General features: G+C 59.8%; 21 protein-coding genes. 13 read left to right on the forward strand and 8 right to left on the reverse strand.

The window, feature by feature from the left end:
- Positions 1-34: 34 nt before the first annotated feature.
- Positions 35-544, reverse strand: a complete 510-nt coding sequence (locus tag X728_RS159835) for a pyridoxamine 5'-phosphate oxidase family protein (protein ID WP_023691415.1) — start codon at positions 542-544, stop codon at positions 35-37.
- A 16-nt stretch (positions 545-560) separates the two neighbouring features.
- On the opposite strand from X728_RS159835, the gene X728_RS159830 reads away from it, so the two are divergent.
- Entirely contained in the window at positions 561-863 is a 303-nt protein-coding gene (locus X728_RS159830; RefSeq protein WP_155923928.1) for a hypothetical protein, read from the forward strand.
- A 259-nt stretch (positions 864-1,122) separates the two neighbouring features.
- Here X728_RS159830 and X728_RS159825 read toward each other — a convergent pair whose 3' ends face one another.
- Positions 1,123-2,040: a hypothetical protein gene (locus X728_RS159825; RefSeq protein WP_023681142.1), complete on the reverse strand. Its 918-nt coding sequence runs from the start codon at positions 2,038-2,040 to the stop codon at positions 1,123-1,125.
- Positions 2,041-2,393: 353 nt separating this feature from the next.
- Between X728_RS159825 and X728_RS159820 the strand changes: the two genes are divergently transcribed.
- From X728_RS159820 to X728_RS159810, 3 genes are read left to right on the forward strand one after another with little or no spacing between them, the layout of a single operon-like run.
- Positions 2,394-3,566, forward strand: a complete 1,173-nt coding sequence (locus X728_RS159820) for a glycosyltransferase (protein WP_023817827.1) — start codon at positions 2,394-2,396, stop codon at positions 3,564-3,566.
- 2 nt (positions 3,567-3,568) lie between these two features.
- On the forward strand, positions 3,569-4,711 hold the full coding sequence (glf, locus tag X728_RS159815; protein WP_023733195.1) for a UDP-galactopyranose mutase: 1,143 nt from the start codon (positions 3,569-3,571) through the stop codon (positions 4,709-4,711).
- Between the two features lie 47 nt (positions 4,712-4,758).
- Positions 4,759-5,280, forward strand: coding sequence for a ferritin-like domain-containing protein (locus X728_RS159810; RefSeq protein WP_023687824.1), 522 nt, complete (start codon positions 4,759-4,761; stop codon positions 5,278-5,280).
- Between the two features lie 69 nt (positions 5,281-5,349).
- Here X728_RS159810 and X728_RS159805 read toward each other — a convergent pair whose 3' ends face one another.
- On the reverse strand, positions 5,350-6,507 hold the full coding sequence (locus X728_RS159805) for a hypothetical protein (protein ID WP_023691420.1): 1,158 nt from the start codon (positions 6,505-6,507) through the stop codon (positions 5,350-5,352).
- A gap of 299 nt (positions 6,508-6,806) precedes the next feature.
- Here X728_RS159805 and X728_RS159800 point away from each other — a divergent pair, with 299 nt between their 5' ends.
- The 5 genes from X728_RS159800 (at position 6,807) to cyoD (ending at position 11,951) form a co-directional block, all read left to right on the forward strand.
- Positions 6,807-7,697, forward strand: coding sequence for an MBL fold metallo-hydrolase (locus tag X728_RS159800; RefSeq protein WP_023668030.1), 891 nt, complete (start codon positions 6,807-6,809; stop codon positions 7,695-7,697).
- A 270-nt stretch (positions 7,698-7,967) separates the two neighbouring features.
- On the forward strand, positions 7,968-8,858 hold the full coding sequence (cyoA, locus tag X728_RS23100; protein WP_050589854.1) for a ubiquinol oxidase subunit II: 891 nt from the start codon (positions 7,968-7,970) through the stop codon (positions 8,856-8,858).
- A gap of 2 nt (positions 8,859-8,860) precedes the next feature.
- A complete protein-coding gene (gene cyoB, locus X728_RS159795) occupies positions 8,861-10,861 on the forward strand; it encodes a cytochrome o ubiquinol oxidase subunit I (protein ID WP_023830874.1) in 2,001 nt (666 codons plus the stop codon).
- The gene (locus X728_RS159790; protein WP_023668027.1) at positions 10,858-11,544 is read left to right on the forward strand and encodes a cytochrome (ubi)quinol oxidase subunit III; all 687 of its coding nucleotides are present in this window, start codon (positions 10,858-10,860) and stop codon (positions 11,542-11,544) included. The genes cyoB and X728_RS159790 overlap by 4 nt, the downstream gene beginning before the upstream one ends.
- The gene (gene cyoD, locus X728_RS159785; protein ID WP_023668026.1) at positions 11,541-11,951 is read left to right on the forward strand and encodes a cytochrome o ubiquinol oxidase subunit IV; all 411 of its coding nucleotides are present in this window, start codon (positions 11,541-11,543) and stop codon (positions 11,949-11,951) included. The genes X728_RS159790 and cyoD overlap by 4 nt, the downstream gene beginning before the upstream one ends.
- 70 nt (positions 11,952-12,021) lie before the next feature.
- Here cyoD and X728_RS159780 read toward each other — a convergent pair whose 3' ends face one another.
- Positions 12,022-15,351, reverse strand: a complete 3,330-nt coding sequence (locus tag X728_RS159780) for a DEAD/DEAH box helicase (protein ID WP_023696344.1) — start codon at positions 15,349-15,351, stop codon at positions 12,022-12,024.
- A gap of 310 nt (positions 15,352-15,661) precedes the next feature.
- Here X728_RS159780 and X728_RS159775 point away from each other — a divergent pair, with 310 nt between their 5' ends.
- The 3 genes from X728_RS159775 to X728_RS1000000170135 all read left to right on the forward strand — a co-directional run bounded on the left by X728_RS159775 (position 15,662) and on the right by X728_RS1000000170135 (position 17,126).
- Complete coding sequence (locus X728_RS159775) at positions 15,662-16,501, forward strand: Crp/Fnr family transcriptional regulator (RefSeq protein ID WP_245260969.1); 840 nt, start codon at positions 15,662-15,664, stop codon at positions 16,499-16,501.
- A 19-nt stretch (positions 16,502-16,520) separates the two neighbouring features.
- Entirely contained in the window at positions 16,521-16,757 is a 237-nt protein-coding gene (locus X728_RS159770; RefSeq protein WP_023668023.1) for a hypothetical protein, read from the forward strand.
- A 192-nt stretch (positions 16,758-16,949) separates the two neighbouring features.
- Entirely contained in the window at positions 16,950-17,126 is a 177-nt protein-coding gene (locus X728_RS1000000170135; protein WP_023700016.1) for a hypothetical protein, read from the forward strand.
- Between the two features lie 186 nt (positions 17,127-17,312).
- Here the strand turns inward: X728_RS1000000170135 and X728_RS159765 are convergent, their stop codons facing one another.
- The 4 genes from X728_RS159765 to X728_RS159755 all read right to left on the reverse strand — a co-directional run bounded on the left by X728_RS159765 (position 17,313) and on the right by X728_RS159755 (position 19,941).
- A complete protein-coding gene (locus X728_RS159765; RefSeq protein ID WP_023700015.1) occupies positions 17,313-17,705 on the reverse strand; it encodes a response regulator in 393 nt (130 codons plus the stop codon).
- A 243-nt stretch (positions 17,706-17,948) separates the two neighbouring features.
- On the reverse strand, positions 17,949-18,479 hold the full coding sequence (locus tag X728_RS159760; protein WP_023681128.1) for a DUF1003 domain-containing protein: 531 nt from the start codon (positions 18,477-18,479) through the stop codon (positions 17,949-17,951).
- 20 nt (positions 18,480-18,499) lie between these two features.
- The gene (locus X728_RS01000000166390) at positions 18,500-19,558 is read right to left on the reverse strand and encodes an alpha/beta hydrolase (protein ID WP_023700014.1); all 1,059 of its coding nucleotides are present in this window, start codon (positions 19,556-19,558) and stop codon (positions 18,500-18,502) included.
- 128 nt (positions 19,559-19,686) lie between these two features.
- Positions 19,687-19,941: a hypothetical protein gene (locus tag X728_RS159755; protein WP_023700013.1), complete on the reverse strand. Its 255-nt coding sequence runs from the start codon at positions 19,939-19,941 to the stop codon at positions 19,687-19,689.
- Positions 19,942-20,161: 220 nt separating this feature from the next.
- On the opposite strand from X728_RS159755, the gene X728_RS159750 reads away from it, so the two are divergent.
- Entirely contained in the window at positions 20,162-23,314 is a 3,153-nt protein-coding gene (locus X728_RS159750) for a GAF domain-containing protein (protein WP_023830876.1), read from the forward strand.
- The last annotated feature ends 128 nt before the right edge of the window (positions 23,315-23,442 follow it).

A 23,442-nucleotide genomic window follows, 5' to 3' on the forward strand; every position in this document is an offset into this window, starting at 1 on the left:
TGCCTCTAAAGCAGAGGTTAGTTTAGCCGCTCGCTCAGAGCTCGACCTTCGCGTTGTCGCCCACATTCGGCTTGGCGCCGGTAAAGGCCGCAAACACCATCGTTGCGGTAGCCATCATTAGCCCCGGGCTGTCCCACAATTCGCCTTCGTCGGGTTTGACCGTTATCAGACGAATCTCGGGATCATCGGCATTATCCCACCAGGCTGAGTCAGTTTTCTCCCAGAGCTCGGCGATCTTTTCCCTATCATTTGTCACTGTGGCCGGGCCTGACATCGTGACGTATTTGTAGTGGCTGTTGTCACTCCAGGCCAATGTGACCTTTGGATAGGTCGACAGCTGCTTGCTCTTGGCGCTGTCGTCATTGACGAGGAAGTATATGGCGTTTTCTTCACGGACCACACGCGCAGATAGCGGACGGGCTCGATTGTACTCGCCGTCCCAGGTCACAAACATGCAGACGTCGATGTCCTCGGCGAGTTCCCAGATGCGGTCTGTTGCCTCGGCGGGCGTGAGGTCCGTCTGCTGCTCTCGGCGGTTAGCCATAAGCGTCCTCCTGCGGGTGAATATCCTCGCTTACAACTCACGTCCCGCCACGACGTTCCAACTCACTGGTTCCTTCGACCTGCTAAGCGGCGGTGGAACTTTCGAAATTGCCGGAAGTTTGGATGGCAAACGCGAGGCCATGATGGTGGACAAGACGCTTCGAACATCAAAACGGACACCCGAGCAGGACGCAAAGGGTCAGTCGGAAAAGGACCACAAGGGCGGGGGAAGCGATGGCGTCGCCAGCGCCGATCCGCGGGTGATCTCCGGCAAAAAAGACGGCGACGCGACATTCCCTGTCAAGGGACCGAAGAAATAGCTATGAGCCCATTAGTCGGGCATCTGGCGGTGTCATCAATGCCACGGAGAAAATTGACGAACGGGCTGAAATCATTTCGCTAAAGCCACAGAGTCAAGGCCAGCCTTCCCGACTTGCCGCCCCCAAGTGCAATCGCGGCAATCCGTCGATCCGTCTGTGTCGCGATGACACTTTGCTAACGTCACCGACGCGGATCACCTTCAACCCTCCGGAGTTTCATGACGCGCATCGGCCTCAAGGCGCTAATGGCAGCCTGGAATCACGCGACCTTTGAAAAGAGAGCGACGTCGCATCTGGCCAAACCGTAGCGCCATCGGTGATCGGTTGTGGCAACCCGGCTCTGGTAGAACAGCGAAAGCTGACTTCCTTCGATCATCACTGTCGAGTGGCCGTTCTCGCCCGGTTGACCTGGCTCCAGCACCGGGCCGATCGAAACGTAAGGTCCGCTGACCTCGTCGGCTATGGCAAAAAACACCCGTTGCCGGTTTCCCCGAAGGCCGTCCGGAAGAAAGCACGTGGCATTGAGAAGCACCCGGCCGTCCGGCAATTCGATCAGTTGCGCGCCCTCAATGCCCCATTCGTAGTCGGGATCATCTCTGGTGTTATGGTGGGGAACATCGTTGTGGTCGAGGATTTTGCCGATCCGCTTCCACGGACCGAACCACGAGTCGGACTGGCTACGCGCCAGATAGATGTCGGGCTGAGGCACCCTGGTGAATTTTGGCATAGCCGAATAAACGAGGTAGCGCCCACCGCCAATGACTGCCGGATGCGGATCGTAAATTCCGTCCTCTTCCGTGTCCGGGATGGCCAGAATGGCCGGACTGAGGACTACCCAATGGAACCCGTCGTTGGAAACCGCATGCTCGCAACGGCCACCCGACTTCATGAATTCCGTCTGGATGAACATGTGGAAGACGCCGCACTCGTGGGTCACACCGGGAGCCGCAACACCAGTGCCGTTGATTGGAAGTTCGATCGGCTCATGCTCGGCCCACGGCCCATACAGATCGGGCGCCGTGGCATGCAAGATTCTCCACGTCTCGGTGGTGACCGTGCCGCTTGACCCGAAGACGTGCCAGACACGGCCATCGAAGACAGGACACGGGTCCTTGAGATCATCCACGCTTTGCGGATGAAACAGTGGAAAAACGTTAGTTTCAAAGTTGATGTTCATGTCAGCCCCGGAATTCGCCTCGGCAGTCGGAGACGCGCAGAGATACAGCCGAATCATTGATGTTAGGCACATTCTATAGCCAACGAGTTCAACGCAAATACGGCAATGCCGCTGTCCACCAGCATTCCTCGTTGAACCACGCTTTCAGTGGCGGCCGGGTTCCGACAGCCGCCCTCGCCTCCGCAACCAGATCCCGCTTCGTGCGTGGAACAAGCGGGCGACCGGGCCTTCTTCATTTCAGTTGGAACAACTCACCTGATCGAAAGTTAGGAGCTGGAACTAAGTAGTTCTCTCCATTCGCGATTAACAAATGTTAATCGTAACATAAATAGTGTCACAGAGGGAGTATGTCAATGGATGCGGCCTTTGGCGGGGTAACCGGCAGTCAATATGTTCGTCGCGAAAATATACTGGTCTGCTTCTCCCACTTACGATGGAATTTTGTTCACCAGCGTCCGCAGCATCTCCTCACTCTCGCATCCGCTCAGCAGCGAGTGGTCTACTTTGAAGAGCCCCTTTTCGAAGAATTGCCGCAGCCGCTGATGCGGACGAGCGTGGCATCGGAAAACATTCTAATTGTCACACCAGTGCTGCCGCTCGGCACGTCGGCCGCGAAAGCAGATGCCGTCCAGCGGAGATTTGTGCAGCAGACGATCGCTTCTATGCCGCATAGCCGGCTGATCGCCTGGTACTACACCCCAATGGCTCTTCGCTTCACGGAATTCCTCGACCCAGACATATGCGTCTATGACTGCATGGACGAACTCTCTGCGTTCAAGAATGCGCCCCCCGAGCTGGGCCAGATGGAAAAGGCGCTTCTGCGCCGCGCGGATCTGGTTTTCACCGGTGGTCTAAGCTTGTTCGAGACCAAGCGTCACCTGCATCCTGCCATCTTTCCATTTCCGAGCAGCATCGATGTGAGGCACTTTCACACCGCAAGACGGCCAGGAAGGGACCCAGCCGACCAGGCCGGCATTCCTTCCCCGAGGGTTGGATATTTCGGCGTCATCGACGAGCGGCTGGACGTCGATCTCGTGGCGCTAGCGGCAAAGACAATGCCGGACGTGCATTTCGTCATGCTCGGTCCGGTCGTCAAGATCGACCCTGCAAGCCTGCCGCAAGCCGAAAACCTGCATTGGCTTGGCCCGAAAGCCTACTGCGATCTGCCCGACTATTTGCGCCATTGGGACGCCGGATGGATGCCGTTTGCCCTCAACGAGGCCACGCGTTTCATCAGCCCGACCAAGACGCCGGAATTCCTCGCCGCGGGTCTGCCGGTGATCTCGACGGCAATCGTCGACGTGGTGCGCAGTTACGGTGCTGCCGGGCTGGTGGAAATCGCCGACTGTGACGATCTGGAAATCAAGCTGCGCTCCGTTCTTTCGCGACCGCGTCAGATGCTCCTGCAGCAAGTCGATGCCTATCTTGCGGACATGTCCTGGGAACGGACATGGAATGTCATGGCAGCTCACATTGAGCGCGCCTATCAACGCAAGAAGGTCGTGCCCCTTCGCAGGAGTGCATAGCCATGTTCGATTGGCTGATCGTCGGCGCGGGTTTCGCCGGCAGCGTGCTTGCCGAAAGGATAGCGTCGCAGCGTCAGGAAAGCGTTTTGCTGATCGATCGCCGCAGCCATGTCGGAGGCAACGCCTATGACTGCTACAATGAAGCCGGCATCCTCATCCATCGCTACGGCCCGCACATCTTCCACACCAACAGCCAAGCCATAGTGGACTACCTTTCGCAGTTCACGCAATGGCGGCCGTACGAGCACAGGGTGTTGGCGGCCGTAGACGGGCAACTGGTTCCCATCCCGATCAATCTCGACACCATCAACCGGCTTTACGGGCTGGACCTGACCTCGGCACAGCTGGAGGATTTCTTCGCGTCGCGACGCGAAACGGTGGAGGACGTCCGAACGGCTGAGGACGTCGTCGTCAGCACCGTGGGGCGCGAGCTCTATGAAAAATTCTTCCGCGGCTACACTAGAAAGCAATGGGGCGTCGATCCCAGTCAGCTGAGCAAATCCGTGACGGCACGAGTGCCGACCAGGACCAACCGTGACGACCGCTATTTCAGCGACAGCTTCCAGAAAATGCCGGCCGGCGGGTACACGCGGATGTTCGAGCGCATGCTCGACCATCCGAATATCAAGATCATGCTGCAGACCGATTTCCGTGAAATTCGTGAGAAGATACCGTTCAGGCGCATGGTTTATACCGGCCCGATCGATGAATATTTCGGCTGGCAGCTCGGGCACCTTCCGTACCGTTCGCTTCGTTTCGAGCACGTTACACTGGATTGCGAGCAATTTCAGCCGGTTGCCGTGGTCAATTATCCCCAGACGGAAGATTACACGCGCATTACCGAGTACAAACATCTGACCGGCCAGCAGAGTTCGCGGACCAGCCTGACCTACGAATATCCCACGGACATCGGAGACCCGTACTATCCCGTGCCCCGGCCCGAAAACGAAGTGCTCTACAAGCGCTATGAAGCGCTCGCGGCAAGCTGCCCAGACGTGTGGTTTGTCGGTCGGCTTGCAACTTACCGCTATTACAACATGGACCAGGTAGTCGGACAGGCTCTGGCCACTTTCGCGCGCATCCAAAAAAGCCTCCCGGCCTGGGCGCGCACGGAGGAGCCGTTGTTGGCCGAGCCGAGAAGATAGTTTCTTCCAAGACGGAAGATCGGGCGGGTATCAGAAGGAGAAACTCGATGGATACAAACTTCAACTCGGAAAGCCGTGAGATATTTATCGTCGGTTTGCGGAACGCGCACGCCATGGAAAATCAAGCGCTGTCGATCATGAAGCCTCAGGTCGAGCGTATAGAGAACTATCCGGAGGTGGCCGATCGCTTGCGCCGGCACATTCAGGAAACCGAAGGCCAGATCACGAGACTCGAGTCCGTCCTGGAGGGCCTTGGTGAGGAGCACTCCACCCTCAAGGACACTGCCTTGTCGATGGTTGGCAGCGTGGCCGCCATTGGACATTCGATGGCCGGCGACGAGATCATCAAGAACAGCCTGGCGAATTTCGCATTCGAGAACTACGAGATTGCTGCCTACAATTCGCTGCTGGTACTGGCCGACGCCGGGGGCTTCCAGGATGCTGAAAGGGCCCTCAAGCAGAACCTGAACGAAGAGGAAGCCATGGCCAACTGGCTCAAGGAAAATCTGAGCGACGTTACCATGCGATATGCCAGGCTGCGCGAGGCTGGGGCGACTGCAAAAAGCTGATGCACCGCACCGGCGCGGGCGGCGTTTCGAAACAGACGCCCGCCCGCCCCTCCCCCGTTTGAGGCCCCTTCAAGGCGTCGTGTCCGCCACGAGAAGAGCTTGCTGACGGGCCAGTTCATCTGCTGTGGGTTTGCGCAGGTGTCGCCTGCCATCAGCCTGGATGACGGAAAACAAACCAACCTCGGCATGTCGCGAATTGTCCCAGCCCGGGTAGGCCGTTATCGGGTACAGGCAAATACCCTCGATCGGCGCTCCGAGACTGATTGCGGAACGCACCTCGTCGCAGACATAGTGGAGCCAAGCCGGCCCGCCGGATCCCTCGGAGCCGGTCTCCGCAATGAACATCGGCTTGCCGTACCGGTGAGCAACTTCTAGCAACATTTCCGACAGGGCGCGGTACTCGTGGTGTCCCATCGGAATCGTCGGCCCGTTTACGTACCATTGATTGTGCGGGTAAAAATTCAAGCCCACGACATCGACAACATCTTCGCTCCCGCCCAACTCAGGTTCGACGCGGCCCAGCAACATGTCGTAAGCTTCGAACTGTCCCTGTCGGGCGTTTTCGGCCCGGCGCCGTTCGCTGCGGGTCCGGTCACGAGGGGCGATATGGATAAGCGGCTCGGCCCAGACAAATCTGCAGGCGGGATCGATCTCCCGCATTGCACGAACACCCGCGATGGCGGCCTTGACGAGGTGCCGCTTGAACCATCCACGTTTGTTCGGCCCCACGCGCGGGAAATAGCCGACCTCGACAGCCCATGCGAAAAACGAGATTTCGTTGATGGGGCACAACAGAGGCGATGTTCCGGTGATCGAACGGTGTACCTTGACGGCTTCTGCCGCGAACGAGGCATAGGCGTCGATGAAATGCAGCGAGCCCTGATCGACATGGTCCGGAGATCCGTAGTGAAAGATGTCCCAGATTACCTGAACACCTGCCGATCGGGCTGCCTCGACCATTGGCGCCCAACTTGACCAGTCATAGGTTCCGGGAGCGGTTTCGATCAAATGCCAACGCAGGCCGTCGCGGATGGTGCGAAGGCCGAGTTCGGCGCAGCCGCGGTAGTCGCCCAGGGCATGCAAATTATGCGAGGTCGCACGAATAAGATCGAGGCGAACGCCGTCCTTGCGCCGGTGCGAGGAGCATTCAAAGCCTGCCATGAAAAAACTCGCGAAGCGCGAAGCTTCCGGAACCGAGGCCTCCGTCTGGCGTCCCACTTCGCTCATTTTTCGAAGTCTCCTTTGGGCAATCGGCTTCGAACTCGGCGGCCTTGTCCGGACCGGGAACCGCGTTGGCGAAATACCGAATTCAGTCGGGCGCGCCCCATGTTCGTTGCTCAGTCCAGCTCGTCCTTGCGTGGCCGGGTAGTGCCGAACCCATTGGTAGAGCCTTTGTTCCGGTGGTGAACTGTCCGGGAGCCGCGTGCAAATGAGGAACAAGGAGGCCCGTCCCAAGTTCGGGGCGATGTACCGCCGCCGTCATCCACTCGAGCGGCTGCTCGGCAACAACAGAGGCATGGGATCACATGACCGTTCAGATTCGACTTTCCGAGATCGACCACGCCAGGCGCGAGGATCGTGGCGACGGCGCTTGGAGCATCGCACCGGACCTGGGTTACTTGCGGCTAGCAATCGTCAATGTCGTGTTCTTCGGCGCACCGGGCAGCGGAGATCGGAACTGGGTGCTGATCGATACCGGGTTGCCGACGTCTCGCAGCAGCATTCTAGCGGTCGCGGAAAAGCGGTTCGGCGTCAACGCACGGCCGGCTGCAATCATCCTGACCCATGGCCATTTCGACCATGTGGGAACGGTTCTAGAACTCGCAAATGGCTGGGACGTGCCTGTCTTCGCCCATCCACTCGAGCACCCCTATTTGGACGGAACCACATCCTATCCGCCACCGGATCCCTGGGTTGGGGGTGGACTGATGGCGCTGCTTTCACCGCTTTTTCCACGCGGGCCAATCGATCTTGGCAGCCGTTTGCAACCCTTGCCCGCCGATGGATCGATCCCCGGAATGCCCGGATGGCAATGGCTGCACACACCCGGACATGCCCCTGGGCATATCTCGCTCTGGCGCGAGCAAGACCGCTCGCTCATCGTAGGAGACGCTTTCATCACCACCGGTCAGGAGTCGGTCTATGAAGTCGCCATTCAGGATCTCGAGATGCACGGTCCGCCGCGCTATTTCACGCCAGACTGGGATGCAGCGGAAAGGTCCGTGAAGCATCTGGCTGCCTTAGGCCCCCAGATGGTCATCAGTGGACACGGTGCGGCTGCTGCGGGAGTGGGCATGCGTCAGGCTCTCGATAATCTGGCTGAGCGATTCAGGGTATTCGCCGTCCCGCCGAAATTGAAATTCGTGCGGGAGCCAGCGTCGCCGATAGCTAGGCCAATCGAGCCTCCATCGTTCTGAAATTATGGTCGGATTGGCGAACGCGGGACCATCGGACAGAGTAACTCGGTCCAGCGGAACAAACCCGGCCGGCGACAGTTGGGGCACTCGCTCAGGGGGCGACACCCCGCGAAGTGCCGCGAGGTTCCGCGCCATGGGGAGGCTCAGATGGAAACCCGATGAACGCATGCCCTAGCCGCGTTCCCGCAAAGAGAGATTGCAGAACCGGTGTTGTTGCCATCCAGCCCTAAGTTGACACGCCAACTGCTCTGTATCCTAGGAGGCGCATTCTTGCCCGGTTGCGCGGGGGGAGTGCTCGATCCCCAAGGACCAATTGGCGTCGGCAATCGCACGATTCTTTTGAACTCGCTGGCGGTGATGCTGGTGATCGTTGTTCCCACGCTTGTTGCGCTTCTGGCATTCGCCTGGAAGTTCCGTGCCTCGAACAGCAACGCCCGCTACAACCCGGAGTTCACCTATTCGGGACGCGTGGAGTTGATCGTCTGGTCGATCCCGACGCTCACCATCCTGTTCATTGGCGGGCTGATCTACTACGGATCGTATCAGCTCGATCCACGCAAACCGATCCCTTCTAGCCAGCCGCCGCTCGACATTCAGGTGGTGGCGCTCGACTGGAAATGGCTGTTCCTCTATCCCGAGCAGGGCGTGGGTGCTGTCAATCAACTGGTTATCCCCGCCGGTGTTCCAGTGCGTTTCAAGTTGACCTCGGCCAGCGTGATGAACACGTTCTTCGTGCCCCAGCTTGGTAGCATGGTCTACGTCATGAACGGCATGCAGACCGAATTGCATCTGCAGGCCGACCGCGAGGGCAGCTTTTTCGGCCAGTCGGCGCACTTCAGCGGCGACGGCTTCTCGGATATGAATTTCAGTGTGAGCGCGGTTTCAGCCGATGCCTTCACCCGCTGGGCGTCATCGCTGCGTGGCGGGGGCGGCGTGCTGAATGCCAATGCCTATCGCGAACTCGCCCGGCAAAGCACAAATGTGGCGCCGGCTTCCTTCGGTCATGTCCAGCCTGGGCTGTTCGAAGCGGTCGTTCAGCAGACGCTCCCACCGGGTCCGGGGCCTGCTGAGAGCGCAGCCAGCGGCGAGCCACAGGTGAGCCCAAGGGCATTCCCCCCGGCGGCGGCAACGATGACCCATCATCCACAAGGGGCAGAATGACGATGCTGGGCAAGCTCGACTGGTCGGCCGTTCCTTTCGATCAACCCATCCCCCTCGGCGCAGCCCTTGGCGTCTTTCTGGCAGCAGCCGCCGTGCTTGGCTGGATAACGGTGAAGGGGTACTGGCCATATCTGTGGAGCGAGTGGATAAGCTCGGTCGACCACAAGCGCATCGGCGTGATGTACATTGTGCTGGCGATGCTCATGCTTCTTCGTGGTTTTATCGATGCTATCATGATGCGCACACAACAGGTGCTGGCGATTCACGGGCCGGGCTACCTCCCGCCGGAGCATTACGACCAGATCTTTTCCGCGCACGGCACGATCATGATCTTCTTCGCCGCGATGCCGTTCATGATCGGCCTGATGAATTTCGTCGTGCCGCTGCAGCTTGGCGTACGCGATGTCGCTTTTCCGACGCTCAATTCCGTCAGCTTCTGGCTGACGGCTTCCGGAGCCCTGCTGGTCAACATCTCGCTTGTGATCGGCGAGTTCGCGCGCACCGGCTGGCTGCCCTATGCCCCTTTGTCGGAAACCACCTACTCGCCGGGCGTCGGTGTCGATTATTATCTGTGGGCGATCCAGATCTCCGGCGTCGGCACGCTGCTCACCGGTGTCAACCTGGTGACGACCATCCTCAAGATGCGGGCGCCGGGAATGGGCTATCTGCGAATGCCGATGTTCTGCTGGACCTCGCTCGCGTCCAACCTGCTCATTGTCGCAGCCTTCCCGATCCTTACCGCCACGCTCGCAATGCTGACGCTGGACCGGTATCTCGGCTTCCACTTCTTCACCAACGAAGCCGGTGGAAATCAGATGATGTTCGTCAACCTGATCTGGGCGTGGGGCCATCCCGAAGTATACATCCTGGTGCTTCCCGCCTTCGGAATCTTCTCCGAGATTTTCTCGACTTTTTCATCGAAACCGCTGTTCGGATACCGTTCGATGGTCGCGGCCACGATGTTCATCTGCATCGTCTCGTTCATGGTCTGGTTGCATCACTTCTTCACCATGGGTGCCGGAGCGGACGTTAATGCCGCCTTCGGCATCGCCACGTCGGTCATTGCCGTGGGAACCGGTGTGAAAATCTACAACTGGCTCTTCACCATGTATGGCGGGCGCGTTCGTTTCGACACGCCGATGCTTTGGGCATTGGCTTTCGTGACCACCTTCACCGTCGGCGGCATGACTGGCGTCCTGCTTGCCGTCCCGCCGGCCGACTTCGTGCTACACAATTCGCTTTTCCTCGTCGCGCATTTCCATAACGTCATCATCTCGGGCGTGTTGTTTGGAGCATTCGCCGGCTTCACCTACTGGTTCCCCAAGGCGTTCGGTTTCCGTTTGCACGAAGGCTGGGGAAAGGCGGCATTTTGGGTCACCTTGGCCGGCTACATGCTGGTCTTCGTACCGCTCTATATTGTCGGTCTGCTCGGCATGACGCGGCGCCTGCAACATATCGATATGGACCTTTGGGCACCGTGGCTGGTGGTGGCCGCTTTCGGCGTGGTGGTGATGATCGCCGGCGCGGCGCTGCAGATCACACAGCTTTTCGTTTCGGTCCGGCATCGCGACAAGTTTCGCGACGAAACCGGCGACCCGTGGGACGGGCGTTCGCTGGAGTGGTCGACATCTTCTCCTCCTCCTGTCTTCAATTATGCACGGCTGCCTCACGTGGAAGACGAAGAGCCCTACTGGAGCATCAAGCAACGAGGGATCGAACAGAGCTCGGACGAGGAAAAGGCATATGAGCCGATCGAGATGCCTCGCAACAGCCCGACTGGCTTCGTCACCGCCTTCTTCAGCACACTGATCGGCTTCGCGCTGATCTGGCATATATGGTGGCTGGCGATCGTCGGCTTCATCGGCGCCTACGCAACCTTCGTCGTATTCGCCTGGCGCGATCATGGAGACTACGAGATCCCTGTCGACGAGGTCGCCCGCATCGATCATGACCACAAGGCAGCCCAGTTTGCCTGGCTGCGCGGGTGGGAGCGCCCGGCATGAGCGATCACGCATTCTCCGGCGACATCAGCGCCGGCACCCAGGCACGGGACCCGTATCGGCTTAATCACACCGGTCGGCATGCGGTGCGCTCTGCGACGGGCCACGGAGAAGGCGGCCCGGCCTCAAAGTTCGTCACGGTGACCTACGGCTTCTGGATCTTTCTCCTGTCCGACATCATCATGTTCTCGGCATTTTTCGCCACCTACGCCGTGCTCGCCAAGGCAACCGCCGGCGGACCGACAGGCAAGGATCTGTTCGAACCGACACGGGTTGCGGTCCAGACGGGCCTTCTGCTCACTTCGAGCTTCACCGGCGGCGTGGCAACACTCGCCACCCGTCGCAGATCAATGGCTGCCACGCAGTTCTGGCTTCTCGTCACGGGGTTGCTCGGGGCAGCGTTCCTGTTCCTGGAACTACAGGAGTTCGCGGCAATGATCGGCGAGCAGGCAGGCCCCTCGCGCAGCGCATTTCTTTCTGCCTTCTTTGCGCTCGTTGGCTGCCACGGTGCCCACGTCGGTCTCGGCCTGCTCTGGCTGGGAACGATGATGGCGCAGCTGTGGGTCAAGGGCTTTCGGCCCGACATCTTGCGGCGGCTCCACTGCTTCGGGCTCTTCTGGCACGCCCTCGACATCATCTGGGTTGCCATCTTCACCCTGGTCTATCTGCTGGGAGCATCGTCATGACCGAGTTCGAGAGCAAGACCGGCGAGTTGCAGGACCGCCGCGATTCAGCGCCGGGCGAGGAACACATAAGCGAGCACGAAACGGCTGGGGGCCTCTCGGGCTATGTGCTCGGCTTCGGCCTGGCTATCCTGCTCACGATCGCGTCATTCCTGGCGGCGCGAACCGACCTGATTTACCAGCCCGCGGTCATCTCGGCCCTGGTGGTGCTCGCCGTTGCGCAGATGGGCGTGCATCTTGTCTTCTTTCTGCACCTGACCACCGGGCCGGACAACACCAACAACATCCTGGCGCTGGCCTTCGGCGTGCTGATCGTCGCGCTGGTGGTTCTGGGCTCTATCTGGATCATGGCCCATCTGAATGAAAACATGGCTGCCATGACACCCCATCAAGCCGGAACCATGCCTTGAACGCTCCCCGCGAACGCACGGCCGCCCGCAGCGCCATTCGCACGGATGGCCCCAGGAGACAAAAGGCTCGTCAGATCTCGTGCTTTGGCTGGGCTGCGCGTAGGGCATCAAGCGCTAAGCGAACCGCATCGATGCCTGAGACGCTGGGCTGGATAGGCCTGAAAATCAGGCGGCCGTTCCGGTAGTCCAGGCCCAACGCCTTGCTGTTCCGCCATTGGGACGCCGACGGCTTGTTCCGAGGGGTGATCGCGATGGCCTCGGGACCGACATCGACTTTGCCGACGCCCAATTCCGACGCTGCTATTCGCAACCTGGTAAATTCCAGCAAAAGGGCTACTTCGCCAGGCATGTCTCCAAAGCGGTCCTCGAGCTCTTCGCTGAATGTATCGAGGTCCGGCTCCGAACGGATGCGGGAGAGCCGCGCATAGAGGCCAACGCGCACCGTAGGCTCGTCGACATAGCTCTCGGGAAAAGCCCCCTTTCCCGAGCCATTGATCTCGGCAAGTTGCTTGCTGAAGTTGGCCCCTCCGCCAGCCGCCGAGACCGCCCGCTCCAGCAAGTGCTCGTACAAGCCCACTCCGATCAGCTTCATATGCCCGGCCTGGTCTTCGCCGAAAAGATCTCCGGCGCCACGCAGGTCGAGGTCTCTTTGACTGATTGCCAGGCCGGAGCCGAGCCGATCGAGCGCAAGCATCGTCGAAAGCCGGGCCCTGGTGCCGTCGGCCAGTTCAACGCCAGGCTGGGTCAGAAGAAACGCAACGGCCTGCACCGCCCCCCTTCCGACCCGGCCCCGCAACTGGTGCAACTGCGCCAGACCGAACCGGTCGGGGCGCCAAACGATGATGGTGTTGGCCCGCGGCACATCGAGGCCGCTCTCGATGATGTCGGTGCTCAACAAAATGTCGCCATCACCGTCGGCGAATCCGACCATGACTTCGTCCAGCTGTCTCCCCTTCATTTCACCATGCGCCGTCTTGACCCCGAGTTCCGGCACCAGTCTGTTCAGCTGGTCACAGGCCGGGGCAATATCCTCGATCCGCGGGACCACGAAGAAGCTCTGTCCACCCCGGTGAAATTCACGCAGGAGGGCCGCGCGCACCGATGCTGGATCGAACGCTGCCAAGATCGTGCGAACGGGACGTCGTTTGGCGGGCGGAGAGTTTAGAACGCTGACGTCCTGGATGCCCGACAACGCCGATTGCAGCGTCCGGGGTATCGGTGTGGCGCTCATGCTCAGCGTATGGAGGCGAGGCGTCATGGTCCGCAGGGCCCGCTTCAACTTGACCCCGAACCGGTGCTCCTCGTCGATCACCAGCAGTCCAAGATTGGCGAAGGTGACGCTCCTGGACGCCAAGGCCTGAGTACCCACAACGACCGCAACCTGGCCGCTCCGCAGACCCTCTTTTGCCGCTCTCGCCTCCGCTGCCCCGACCATCCTAGAAAGGTGGGCGACCTGCAGGCCGGTTCCTGCGAAGCGGCGGCTGAACGTCTCATAGTGCTGTCGTGCCAACACCGTTGTCGGCGCTATGATAGCAACCTGTTTCCCGCAGAAAGCCGCGGCGGCGCAAGCACGCAGGGCGACCTCTGTCTTGCCGAAGCCGACATCGCCGCAGACGAGCCGGTTCATTGTTCTTCCCGACGAAAGATCATCGAGCACAGCGCGGATGGCGGCCGCTTGGTCGGGCGTCTCCGTATAGGGAAATCTCGCCGCAAAACGGGCCAAGTCCGTGCGGGAGGGCTTTATGATCTCGGCAGGCTGGCTGGACCTGATTTTGGCAAGACTCAAGAGGCGTTTGGCCAGCCTGTCGATCTCGCGCAACGCAGCTTCGCGTCGCTTCGGCCAGCCCTCGCCTTTGAGGCGATCAAGCGACACTGCCTCCGGTTCCGAGCCGTAGCGCCATATTCGTCCAAAGTCGTCGACCGGAACCAGCAAGGAAGCCCCGCCATGATATTCCAGTCTGACGACATCCTGTTGCTGGCCAGCCAACTCGACCTGTTCGACCGCGGCGAGCACGCCCAGGCCATGGTCTTCATGGACGACGACATCGCCAATGCGCAACTCGGGTTCGAGTATGCCCGTGGTCGCGCTCCCGCTCGCCTTTAACGCGGGCCCAAACAGGTCGGATGCGGCCACCACGGCGATATTGGATTGCGCGTCGACAAACCCTTCGTCGAGGACGAATTCAGCCTTGAGAACAGAGCCCCTCGCGGCCGAAAGGATTTGCGGCAAGTCGGCCGCTTCCTCTGCCCGCCGGCCTAGTCTCCTATCGAGCAGGCGATCTGCTCGCTGCAGTTCAGAGGCATCGCCGGTGAACACTACTCTGACTCCGGCACTCGTCTGCCCTCTGATGAATTCCGCGAAATCATGCCCGGGTCGGGCCTGGCGGAAGAATTTGGGAACTCCCACGGCAGAAACGGCTAGTCTCACGCAGCAGCGGTTAAGCAGAGCAGCGTCCCACTCTTCACGGGATAGGTAAAATCGTCCCGGCAAAGGTTTTTTCGTTCCGGCTGCCTCCTGCCTGGCACGACGTGCATCCTCGACCAGATCCAGAATTCTGCCGAGCGGCTGCCCGTCGGTCCCTTCAAGGAAGGAGATCGAAGCGCTGGATGCCGCATCGAAGACGGATGGCATAGCGCCATACGATGCGACCAGGCGCTCCTCCATCGACGTCGTGCGCATCGCTGTCAACTCAGGATGCTCACCAGCTTTAAAGATCAGCTCGGATGCCGGTCCGACCGTAATCGAGTCTCGAACCTGATCGCTGAGCTGACTGAGCGGGTCGTAGGTCTTGAGCTGCCGGATGCAGGCATCGGGATCAACGATGACGCGAACGGGGCCATCCGCGCCAGCAGGGAAAATATCGATGAGATCGCCCCGAAAGGCTATCTCACCCGGTTCGTCGACCCTCTCGTCGACGACATAGCCAATGGCTTCGGACCAGGTTCTAAAATCGTCACGGTCGAGCTTTTGTCCCACCTCCAGAATTGTGAAACCGCCAGCGATGACCGGAGCAGGCGGCACCCGCTGCAGAATGGCTTCGAGCGACATTACAGCGATGCGCGGGCGATCCGGCTTCGTTGCGATCTCACGCAACGCACGAAGCCTTCGCCCCATATTGGCGCGTGTGGGCCACACCCTGTCGTAAGGCAGGCAATCCCAGGACGGCAGCAAGATTATATCCGCGTCAGGCAGGAACTGACGCAAGGCGCCGGCGATCTCCTCGGCACTGCGTTCCGAGGGAGCTATATGGATGATGTGCTTGTCCCGACTGGTCTCCAGGCCACGGGCCAGCGCTACCGCGATTGCTGAGGATGGCGGTCCGCCGTGCTCTATCGCAAACCCGCTGTCATCCGTGTGATCGATTTGTTCGACATCCGTCCGCGAAATATGCCTGTTCACTGAAATCTCACCTTGCCACTGAGACAACGTCAGCGGAGCCACCCCGTTCCTGGCGGCGCATCAAAGAGTTCCAGGACGGGCTGCGGGTGCAGCCCTTGAAATTGGGGGGAGCGACTGGGTCAAAGCTGCGCCGTGATCGGCGAACTCCTGGGGCTGGCTGCCCAGCGGGACAATTTCTAACCGAGCCTATGTCATAGGTTAATGCATTGCTGCCTGGCTCACCTATGGCTGTCCTAAAAAACTGGTGCTTGGATCATTCCGGGATCTTCAACCACCCTCGACGCTGGCAAAACGCTCCAGGCATGGGACCATGCCGCACGGCGGCGCTTTCTGCCGCCGCGCATATGTCCCCATGCCAGTCGGAACTTTTGGCGCGGATAATAGTTCGATCACCAACATCAGCCAGGTAGTCAATTTGTTCCCCACCTCATCCTCGGATGTACTCATTCGCAAGCTTCAGACCATCTCGGATCTTCGAGAGGCCGACATCGGCGTTCTGAAAGGCATTCCGATCCAGGAGAAGGAATATTCGGCCAACCACGATCTGGTGCGTGAGGGCGACCGTCCTGTTTACTCGTTTGTCGTTCTTGATGGCTTGGTCGGTTCCACCAAACATACGGGCGAAGGAAAGCGACAAATCACATCATTCTTCGTCGCCGGCGACATTCCTGATCTGCATGGGCTGCATCTGTCGGTCATGGATTGTAACTTCTCGACCCTTACGCCGGCGCGAATAGGTTTCATGCGGCATGACACCCTGCGTGCCGTTTGCGACCAGCACCCTCGCATCGCCACCGCTTTTTGGCGGTCGACGTTGATAGATGCCGCGATTTACAGGGAGTGGGTCATCAATGTGGGAAGACGCGAGGCATACACCCGCATGGCTCACATCCTGTGCGAACTGATTTTTCGCTTGCGCTCTATGGGGCGCATTGAGGATCACGTGGCGGATATTCCCATTACACAGGCGGCCCTTGGCGATGCACTGGGTTTGTCCACGGTCCACGTCAACCGGATGCTCCAGGAACTACGACGCAGAGGTCTCATTGCCACCTCGGGATCAAAAGTTCACGCACTGGACTGGGCTGGCCTCACTCACGCAGGAGATTTCGACACGACCTACCTGCACCAAAGGAACCCCGCAGATTAGCAGTGACGGAAGCTCTCCGATGGCACGATTTTTCTTCGACAGCGGCGATGGCGATCTCATCTTCGAGGACGAAATAGGTGTCGAATGCGCTGGCCTCGAGGAGGTCCGCCGCGCGGGATTCGAGGGCCTTGTCGACCTCACGAGAGAGTCACTGAAGAGCGTCGACGGGCAGCAATTGTTTATCGAAGTGCGCGATGAAAATGGCGCCAAGATTTTGCGGCTAAGCCTCTCGCTTCGGGTAAAATCGAACGTATAAATTTGCACCCTACGCGCAGCGTTAGGCGAGCGGACTGGGACTGCAAACATCCACTGGCATGTCGTGTCTCAAAACCAGGGCCACTTTTGAGCGACATGCATTAACCCATAGATTGTGCCTCGATTTGTGTACAGGACGGGGAACCATCAAAGAGCCGCCGAGTTCGTCCAACGGACAAGCTCGGAATCTAACATGGAAGAAATCGGCAAGGCACAACAAAAGGTCATAGCCCGCCTCATACGGGAGTGGATTTCATCGGACGCCAATCGTCGCCAGCTTCGCCAGTTGCTGGATCTGCCGACAGATACGGACATGCCCAGCGAGCATCGGTCATTGCTTGACGAACTCGACCGAAAGCTCAACCAATGAGCGCCCCTGCTTTCGGGAGGGCTTCCGAGTGGATGCGAGCCGGTGGCGAGGGAAAGGAGCTGAGGTCGACATCTGGTTGAGGCCGCCGACATTTGACCGAAGCAGACGCGAACGCTTTACGCGGGGACGGCGCCGATTGGCCGAAGAAAGAATGTTCGGTGGTTTCGTGGAGCCGCGGTCGGATTCCTAGAGGTGAGTTTCTGCACCTTGCTGCGCGTTTAAAAGTTGAGAAACGGCAGTTATGATCTGCGGCAGAAAAAAGGGCTTGGTGATCATTATGCTGTTGGGCACGCCTTCCGCTCCCCAGTGTACCGCGCTGTCGCCACTGATATAGACAACCGGGATGGTCGAGTTGGACCTTCGCAAGTGCCGAGCGACCTCCCACCCCGACTGTCCTGCTCCCAGACGGATGTCCGTGAGCACGGCCTTGAACTTGGTCGGATCGGGGTCGAAAGCCGCCAGCGCGTCGGCGGCACTCCGAGTGCCGACGACCTGGAAGCCGGCCTCCTCCAAAGCTGACTCGAGGTCGAGCAGGATCATTGTCTCATCTTCGACGATCAGAACAGCACCTTCGCTCATCCGGAATCTCCCCAAGCCGCCACCGCTAATACGAGTTCGGCGTCAACTTGGTTCCATCTGACGCGCAGCAGCCTGTTGGTTATCGAAGCTCTACGCTGCCTCGATTGCGCGGCGGACTTGTGACGTCGGGAAGCCACCCTGGAAAAGGCCGACACCGGCTTAGCTGCTTCGACAGCCTTGGACAATGAGGCTGAATTACAGGTTGTAGCCGACGCTTAACCGTTGCCGACGAGGTCGCTTTGATCAAGCGTTCTCCTGATCTCCAGAAGCTTGCTGGATCTGCGTCATCACCTTTTGGGGATCCACATTCTCGGCGAGTTCCGGCAGCTCTTTGTCGGCCGGGGTCGAGATATTCAGACGCGCCGTCAAGGCAGCCACCATCTCGATCAGCCGCGTGGTTTCATGTTCGTTCAGAAGGCTGATCTGCAAATCCAGTTCGGCTCGGCGCTCGCTGTGGGCGGCCATTCTGTTCTGATTGATCAGCACGAAAGTAGACAGGAAGATTGCCTCAACCGAGGCGACCATGGCCAGGATCACGAAAGTCGGGTCCCAGGCTGGGACGGCTGGTATCGCGCCAAGGTTCGCGAGGACCCAGACGACAAGAATTGCAAGGTGCAGATAGACGAAAGTCATGCTTCCCGCGAAGCGCGAAACAGCGCCGGCGACCCACGCTTGAACGCCTTGGTGCTCCTCTTGCTGCCGCCTGTGCTCGACCAGGGCCTGTATGTTCTGGTGGAGCACCGACTGCATGTCGGCTGGACGTTGGTCGCTCATTTGAAAGCCCCGTTTGGAGATCATTCCGTGCAAGCGGCGTCGCTTATCGCCGGTGGCTCCCGCGAGGCCGGATCTGCCTTGAACTCGTCGGCACACGACTTGGGTCGCTGCCGACGGCCCGCTTGGAACAAGGCGTGCCGTCCTGCAATAGTGTGCACCATGCCGACCACTGCCTGCGGGGCGCTCTGATGAACCATATGGCCGGCGCCCGGAACCACCTCAAGGAGAGACCCACCGACTTCCGCGTGCAAGCGTCGTGCATCGCGTTGCGCGTCGAACAACCGGTCCCCGGATCCCGCCATGATGCCGGTGGGCACGGCAATGTCCCTATAGTTGGCTTTTCCCAAGAGGGACGCGGCCAGCATCGATGCTGTCTCCAGAGAAACCGCCCGCAGTTGGGAAGGGCGGCTGGCGACATCTTTGGCCAGTGCGGCGAAGTCGCCGGCGACGACGGCGGGTTTAAAGATCTTCTCCATTGCCCAATGCCAAGCAAGCCTTACAAGCGGGGGCAGCAAGGTGTGACGAAACGCGGTGCCGATCACAGGCAGTGCAGGGAGTGCGGCCAGTGCAAGATCCAGCCGCGGTGGCGGATAGTAATAGCCCGAGACCAGCACGATGCCGACGACCGATTGAGAATGCCTGCGCGCCAATTCGAGGGCGATCCAAGCTCCCCAGGAATGTCCAAGCACGAGGTATTTCTCTATACCCAGCCCGCAGGCCGCGGCATGTATAAGGTCGGCTTGGTCGCGAGCGGACCAACGCCGGCCGCGCGGCCGTGAGCTTCGCCCAAAACCGGGACGATCAAATGCAAGCACCCGGTAGGTCTTTGCCGCCTCATCGAAGATGCCGCTCGACTTGAAATCCTCCGCCATAGATCCATTGCCATGCAAGAGAAGGAGCGGCATGCCGGTTCCGGCTTCGATAAAATGCAGGCGCACACCATAGATCTCCATCACACGTCCGCACGCCCGGCCGGCAATCGCACGTTTGGCGCGGATGGCGTTGTATGCCGCCAGCGCCGCCAACGAGGCCGCGAGCAACCCGGTCGCGAGTTTCGGTCCATCTCTGTCGAACGCCATGCCCGTGCCTGTTGGAAACTATCTCCCGACCCCAACTCTCGGGGCGAAAGCTTGTTCCGCCAGACAAGACAACGCTGTACAACCGGCTCAAGCGGCTAAAGTAGGCCTTCTCCACGGAGTTGGGACCGTTAAGCTTGGGCAGCGCTGCTGCCTCCCATTTTCCAATCACCCTGCCAACGTGCGCGCACGGCAATCATCAGCATGGCCGCTTCCGTCATCCCGGTCTGGAAAAGTCTGACCAGCTCTCTCGCGATGGATTCTGCCGCGGTAGTGTCCGACGAAATCTCAAATTCCTGACACAGCGCGTCGAAGACCGACCGAAGCGTTCTCAGGTCGTCTGGATAGAGAGCGTCCGTATTCGTAAGAATGGGTCGGTCAAGCATCAAACGTCTCCAAACGAGTGAAGTGCGGTTCGGGCACCCAGCCAGCGGGAGCTCGTCAAGTGCCCGCTGGTTTCCCCTTTATCCGCCACAGCGCGCCAAGCTGTCATTAACCTATGACCGGTGCGGCGTGTTCGGCTGACCGGCCCGCCAAAGAAACTGCCGTCCCGCGGGGAACTCTTGGCCGCAGACTGCATTTAAGTCCGGGCAAAACGGGGACGAAATGGGGGCCACTTCAAGCAATCCGCGATCTGAACTGCAGCGCTTCGAGCTTTTGGCAGCGCTGGGCGACCGTATTCGCGAGATTACGGATCCCGCAGAACTGGCCTACGCAGCCGCGGAACTGCTGGGGAACCATTTTGGCATCAGCCGAGCCGGATACGGCACGATCGATCTAGAGAAAGAAACGATCACCATTGACAGGGACTGGAACGCGCCAGGCATCAAAAGCCTGGCTGGGACGCTGAATTTCAGGAACTACGGCTCGTATATCGAGGATTTGAAGCGAGGCGAAACCGTTGTCTTTGAAAACGCCGAGACAGATCCGCGAACCAGCAGCCATGCGGAGGCACTCAAAGCCATCAGCGCCCAATCCGTCATCAACATGCCCGTTACCGAGCATGGCGGGCTGGTGGCGCTGTTATACCTGAACCACTCCGCGCCCAGACGCTGGGCGACGGAGGAAGTAGCCCTCATTTCGGCAGTCGCGGACCGGACGCGTACGGCGATAGAACGCCTTCGCGCCGAACTGGCCCTCCGTGAGAACGCCGAACGCCTTGCTTTTCTCGACCGCCTCGGCAGGGAGATAGCCCTCGCGGCCGACGCCGATGCTGTCATGCAGATCACCACTCGGCTCCTCGGCGAACATCTTGGCGTCTCGATTTGCGCCTATGCCGACATGGAGCAGGACCAAGACCATTTCACCATCCGCGGCGATTGGAGCGCACCTGGCTCGCCCAGCATCAGGGGATATCACAGTCTTGCCGATTTCGGTCGCCTGGCTGTCACCAACCTCAGCGCCAACAAGCCGCTTATCATCAACAACAACCTTGAGGAAATTGCTCCCGAGGAAGCGAAGACCTTTCAGGATATCGGGATAACGGCAACCATCTGTATGCCTTTGGTCAAACAAGGCCGACTGACTGCCCTGATGGCCATCCACGACAAGCAGCGCCGCGTCTGGTCGCAACGCGAACTGTCCTTGCTGACCGAGGTGACGGAGCGGTCCTGGGCTCACATCGAGCGCGTTCGCTCGGAACAGGCGGCACGGGCCAGCGAGGAGAGGCTGAGGCTTGCCACCGACGCGGCCGCTATTGGCACCTGGGATTACGATCCCATCAGCGGAGTGCTGCGTTGGGACGACCGGTGCAAAGCCCTTTTTGGTTTGCCGCCGGACGCGGAGGTGACATATGAAAGCGCCTTCCTGGCGGGCCTCCACCCGGAAGATCGCGCACGGGCCGACGAGGCCGTACGCCAGTCGCTCGCGCCGGGCACCCCCTCCCGCTACGACATCGAATACCGGACGATCGGCCTTCGGGATGGCAAGGAGCGCTGGATTGCCGCAACGGGGGAAGCGCTTTTCCAGTCCGGCCGTGCGATCCGCTTCATCGGCACCGTGGTTGATGTCACCGCGCGAAAGCGGGTGGAGCATCAGCTTCAGTTGATGAACGCTACGGCGGCAGCCGTGGCGGCCGAGCTTGACGTGGAGCGAATTGTCCAGACGGTAACCGATGCCGGCGTCGTGCTGTCGGGCGCACAATTTGGAGCTTTCTTCTACAATGTGATCGACGACAAGGGCGACAGCTATGTGCTCTACGCCCTTTCGGGGGCACCTCGTTCTGCTTTCGAAAACTTTCCCATGCCGCGCAACACCGCGGTGTTCGAGCCCACTTTCCGCGGCACAAGCGTGGTGCGTTCCGACGATATCCTCACCGATCCGCGTTACGGAAAGAACTGGCCCCGCAAGGGAATGCCGGAGGGCCATCTGCCGGTGCGTTCCTATCTCGCCGTGCCGGTCGTCTCGCGTTCGGGCGAGGTCCTGGGCGGCCTCTTCCTTGGTCATTCAGAGACCGGCGTGTTCGCCGAACAGCAAGAAGCGGCCTTGCTGGGGCTTGCCGGCCATGCCGCGACGGCCATCGACAACTCCCGGCTGTTCAAGGCGCTGCAGACACTCAACGGCACGCTCGAACAACGTGTCAAAGATGAAGTTGCGGAACGCGCCAGAGCAGAAGAGCACCTGCGCCAAGCCCAGAAGATGGAAGCTGTCGGACAGCTCACCGGTGGCATCGCGCACGACTTCAACAATATGCTGGCCGTCATCATCGGCGGCCTGAACCTTGTGCAGCGCAAGCTCAGAAACGGCGATACCAACGTCCACCAATTCGTAACCGGCGCGATCGATGGAGCACAACGTGCCGCAGAACTTACCAGGCGACTGCTCGCCTTTTCCCGCCAGCAACCACTGGCGCCGAAGCGGCTGAATCCAAATCGCCTCGTCTCCGGTATGAGCGAATTGCTGAACCGGACGCTTGGCGAGACCATCCAGATCGAGACCGTGCTCGCTGCGGGCCTATGGCATGTCGAGGCCGACGCAGGGCAATTGGAAAGCGCGCTGCTCAACCTTTGCGTCAACGCAAGGGATGCCATGCCTGCTGGCGGCAAGCTGACGATCGAGACATCAAACGCCCACGTCGACGATCGCTATGCCAGGGAGAACGCGATCCCCTCCGGCCAGTATGTGATGATAGCGGTCACCGATACAGGAACGGGCATGACTGCTGATGTTGTCGCAAGAGCCTTCGATCCGTTCTTCACCACCAAGGGGGTCGGCAAAGGCACCGGGCTGGGACTCAGCCAAGTCTATGGGTTTGTTGGCCAGTCCGGCGGCAGTGTGAAGATCTATTCCGAGCAGGGCATCGGAACCACCTTGAAGATATATTTGCCGCGCTCGCACCATGGCGTGCTCGACAGCCAAATCGACGTCGTGGCAGGCGAGCACCCCGGCTGTGCAGACGAGATCATCATGGTTGTCGAGGATGAAGATCGCGTCCGGCTGATGGCCGCGGAAGCGCTGCGGGAACTGGGCTACTCCGTGCTGGAAATGCAAGGTCCACGCGAAGCGCTGGTGGCCGTCGAAAGCGGGCAAGTGCCGTCGCTTCTGTTCACCGACGTGGTGATGCCGGAGATGTCGGGCCGGGAGCTGGTGGATCAGGTCAAGACAATGCACCCGTCGCTAAAAGTGCTCTACACCACCGGCTACACACGAAATGCGATTGTCCACAACGGCACGCTCGATTTCGGAACCGAACTTTTGACCAAGCCTTACACGATCGACGAATTGGCAGAGAAAGTCCGGAAGGTGCTGGATCGAAAGTGAACGGGCAACAGCCCGCGACGCTCGCCGTGTGACCGAACCCGGCGTTTGCCGCGTAAGGTGTGCGGCGAAACGGGCCGAAGGTGTCGACACCGACATCGTATTAATATGGCCCGGCTTCACTTTTCCGA

The organism is Mesorhizobium sp. L103C119B0, from assembly GCF_000502235.1.
In the GTDB taxonomy this organism is placed as follows: domain Bacteria; phylum Pseudomonadota; class Alphaproteobacteria; order Rhizobiales; family Rhizobiaceae; genus Mesorhizobium.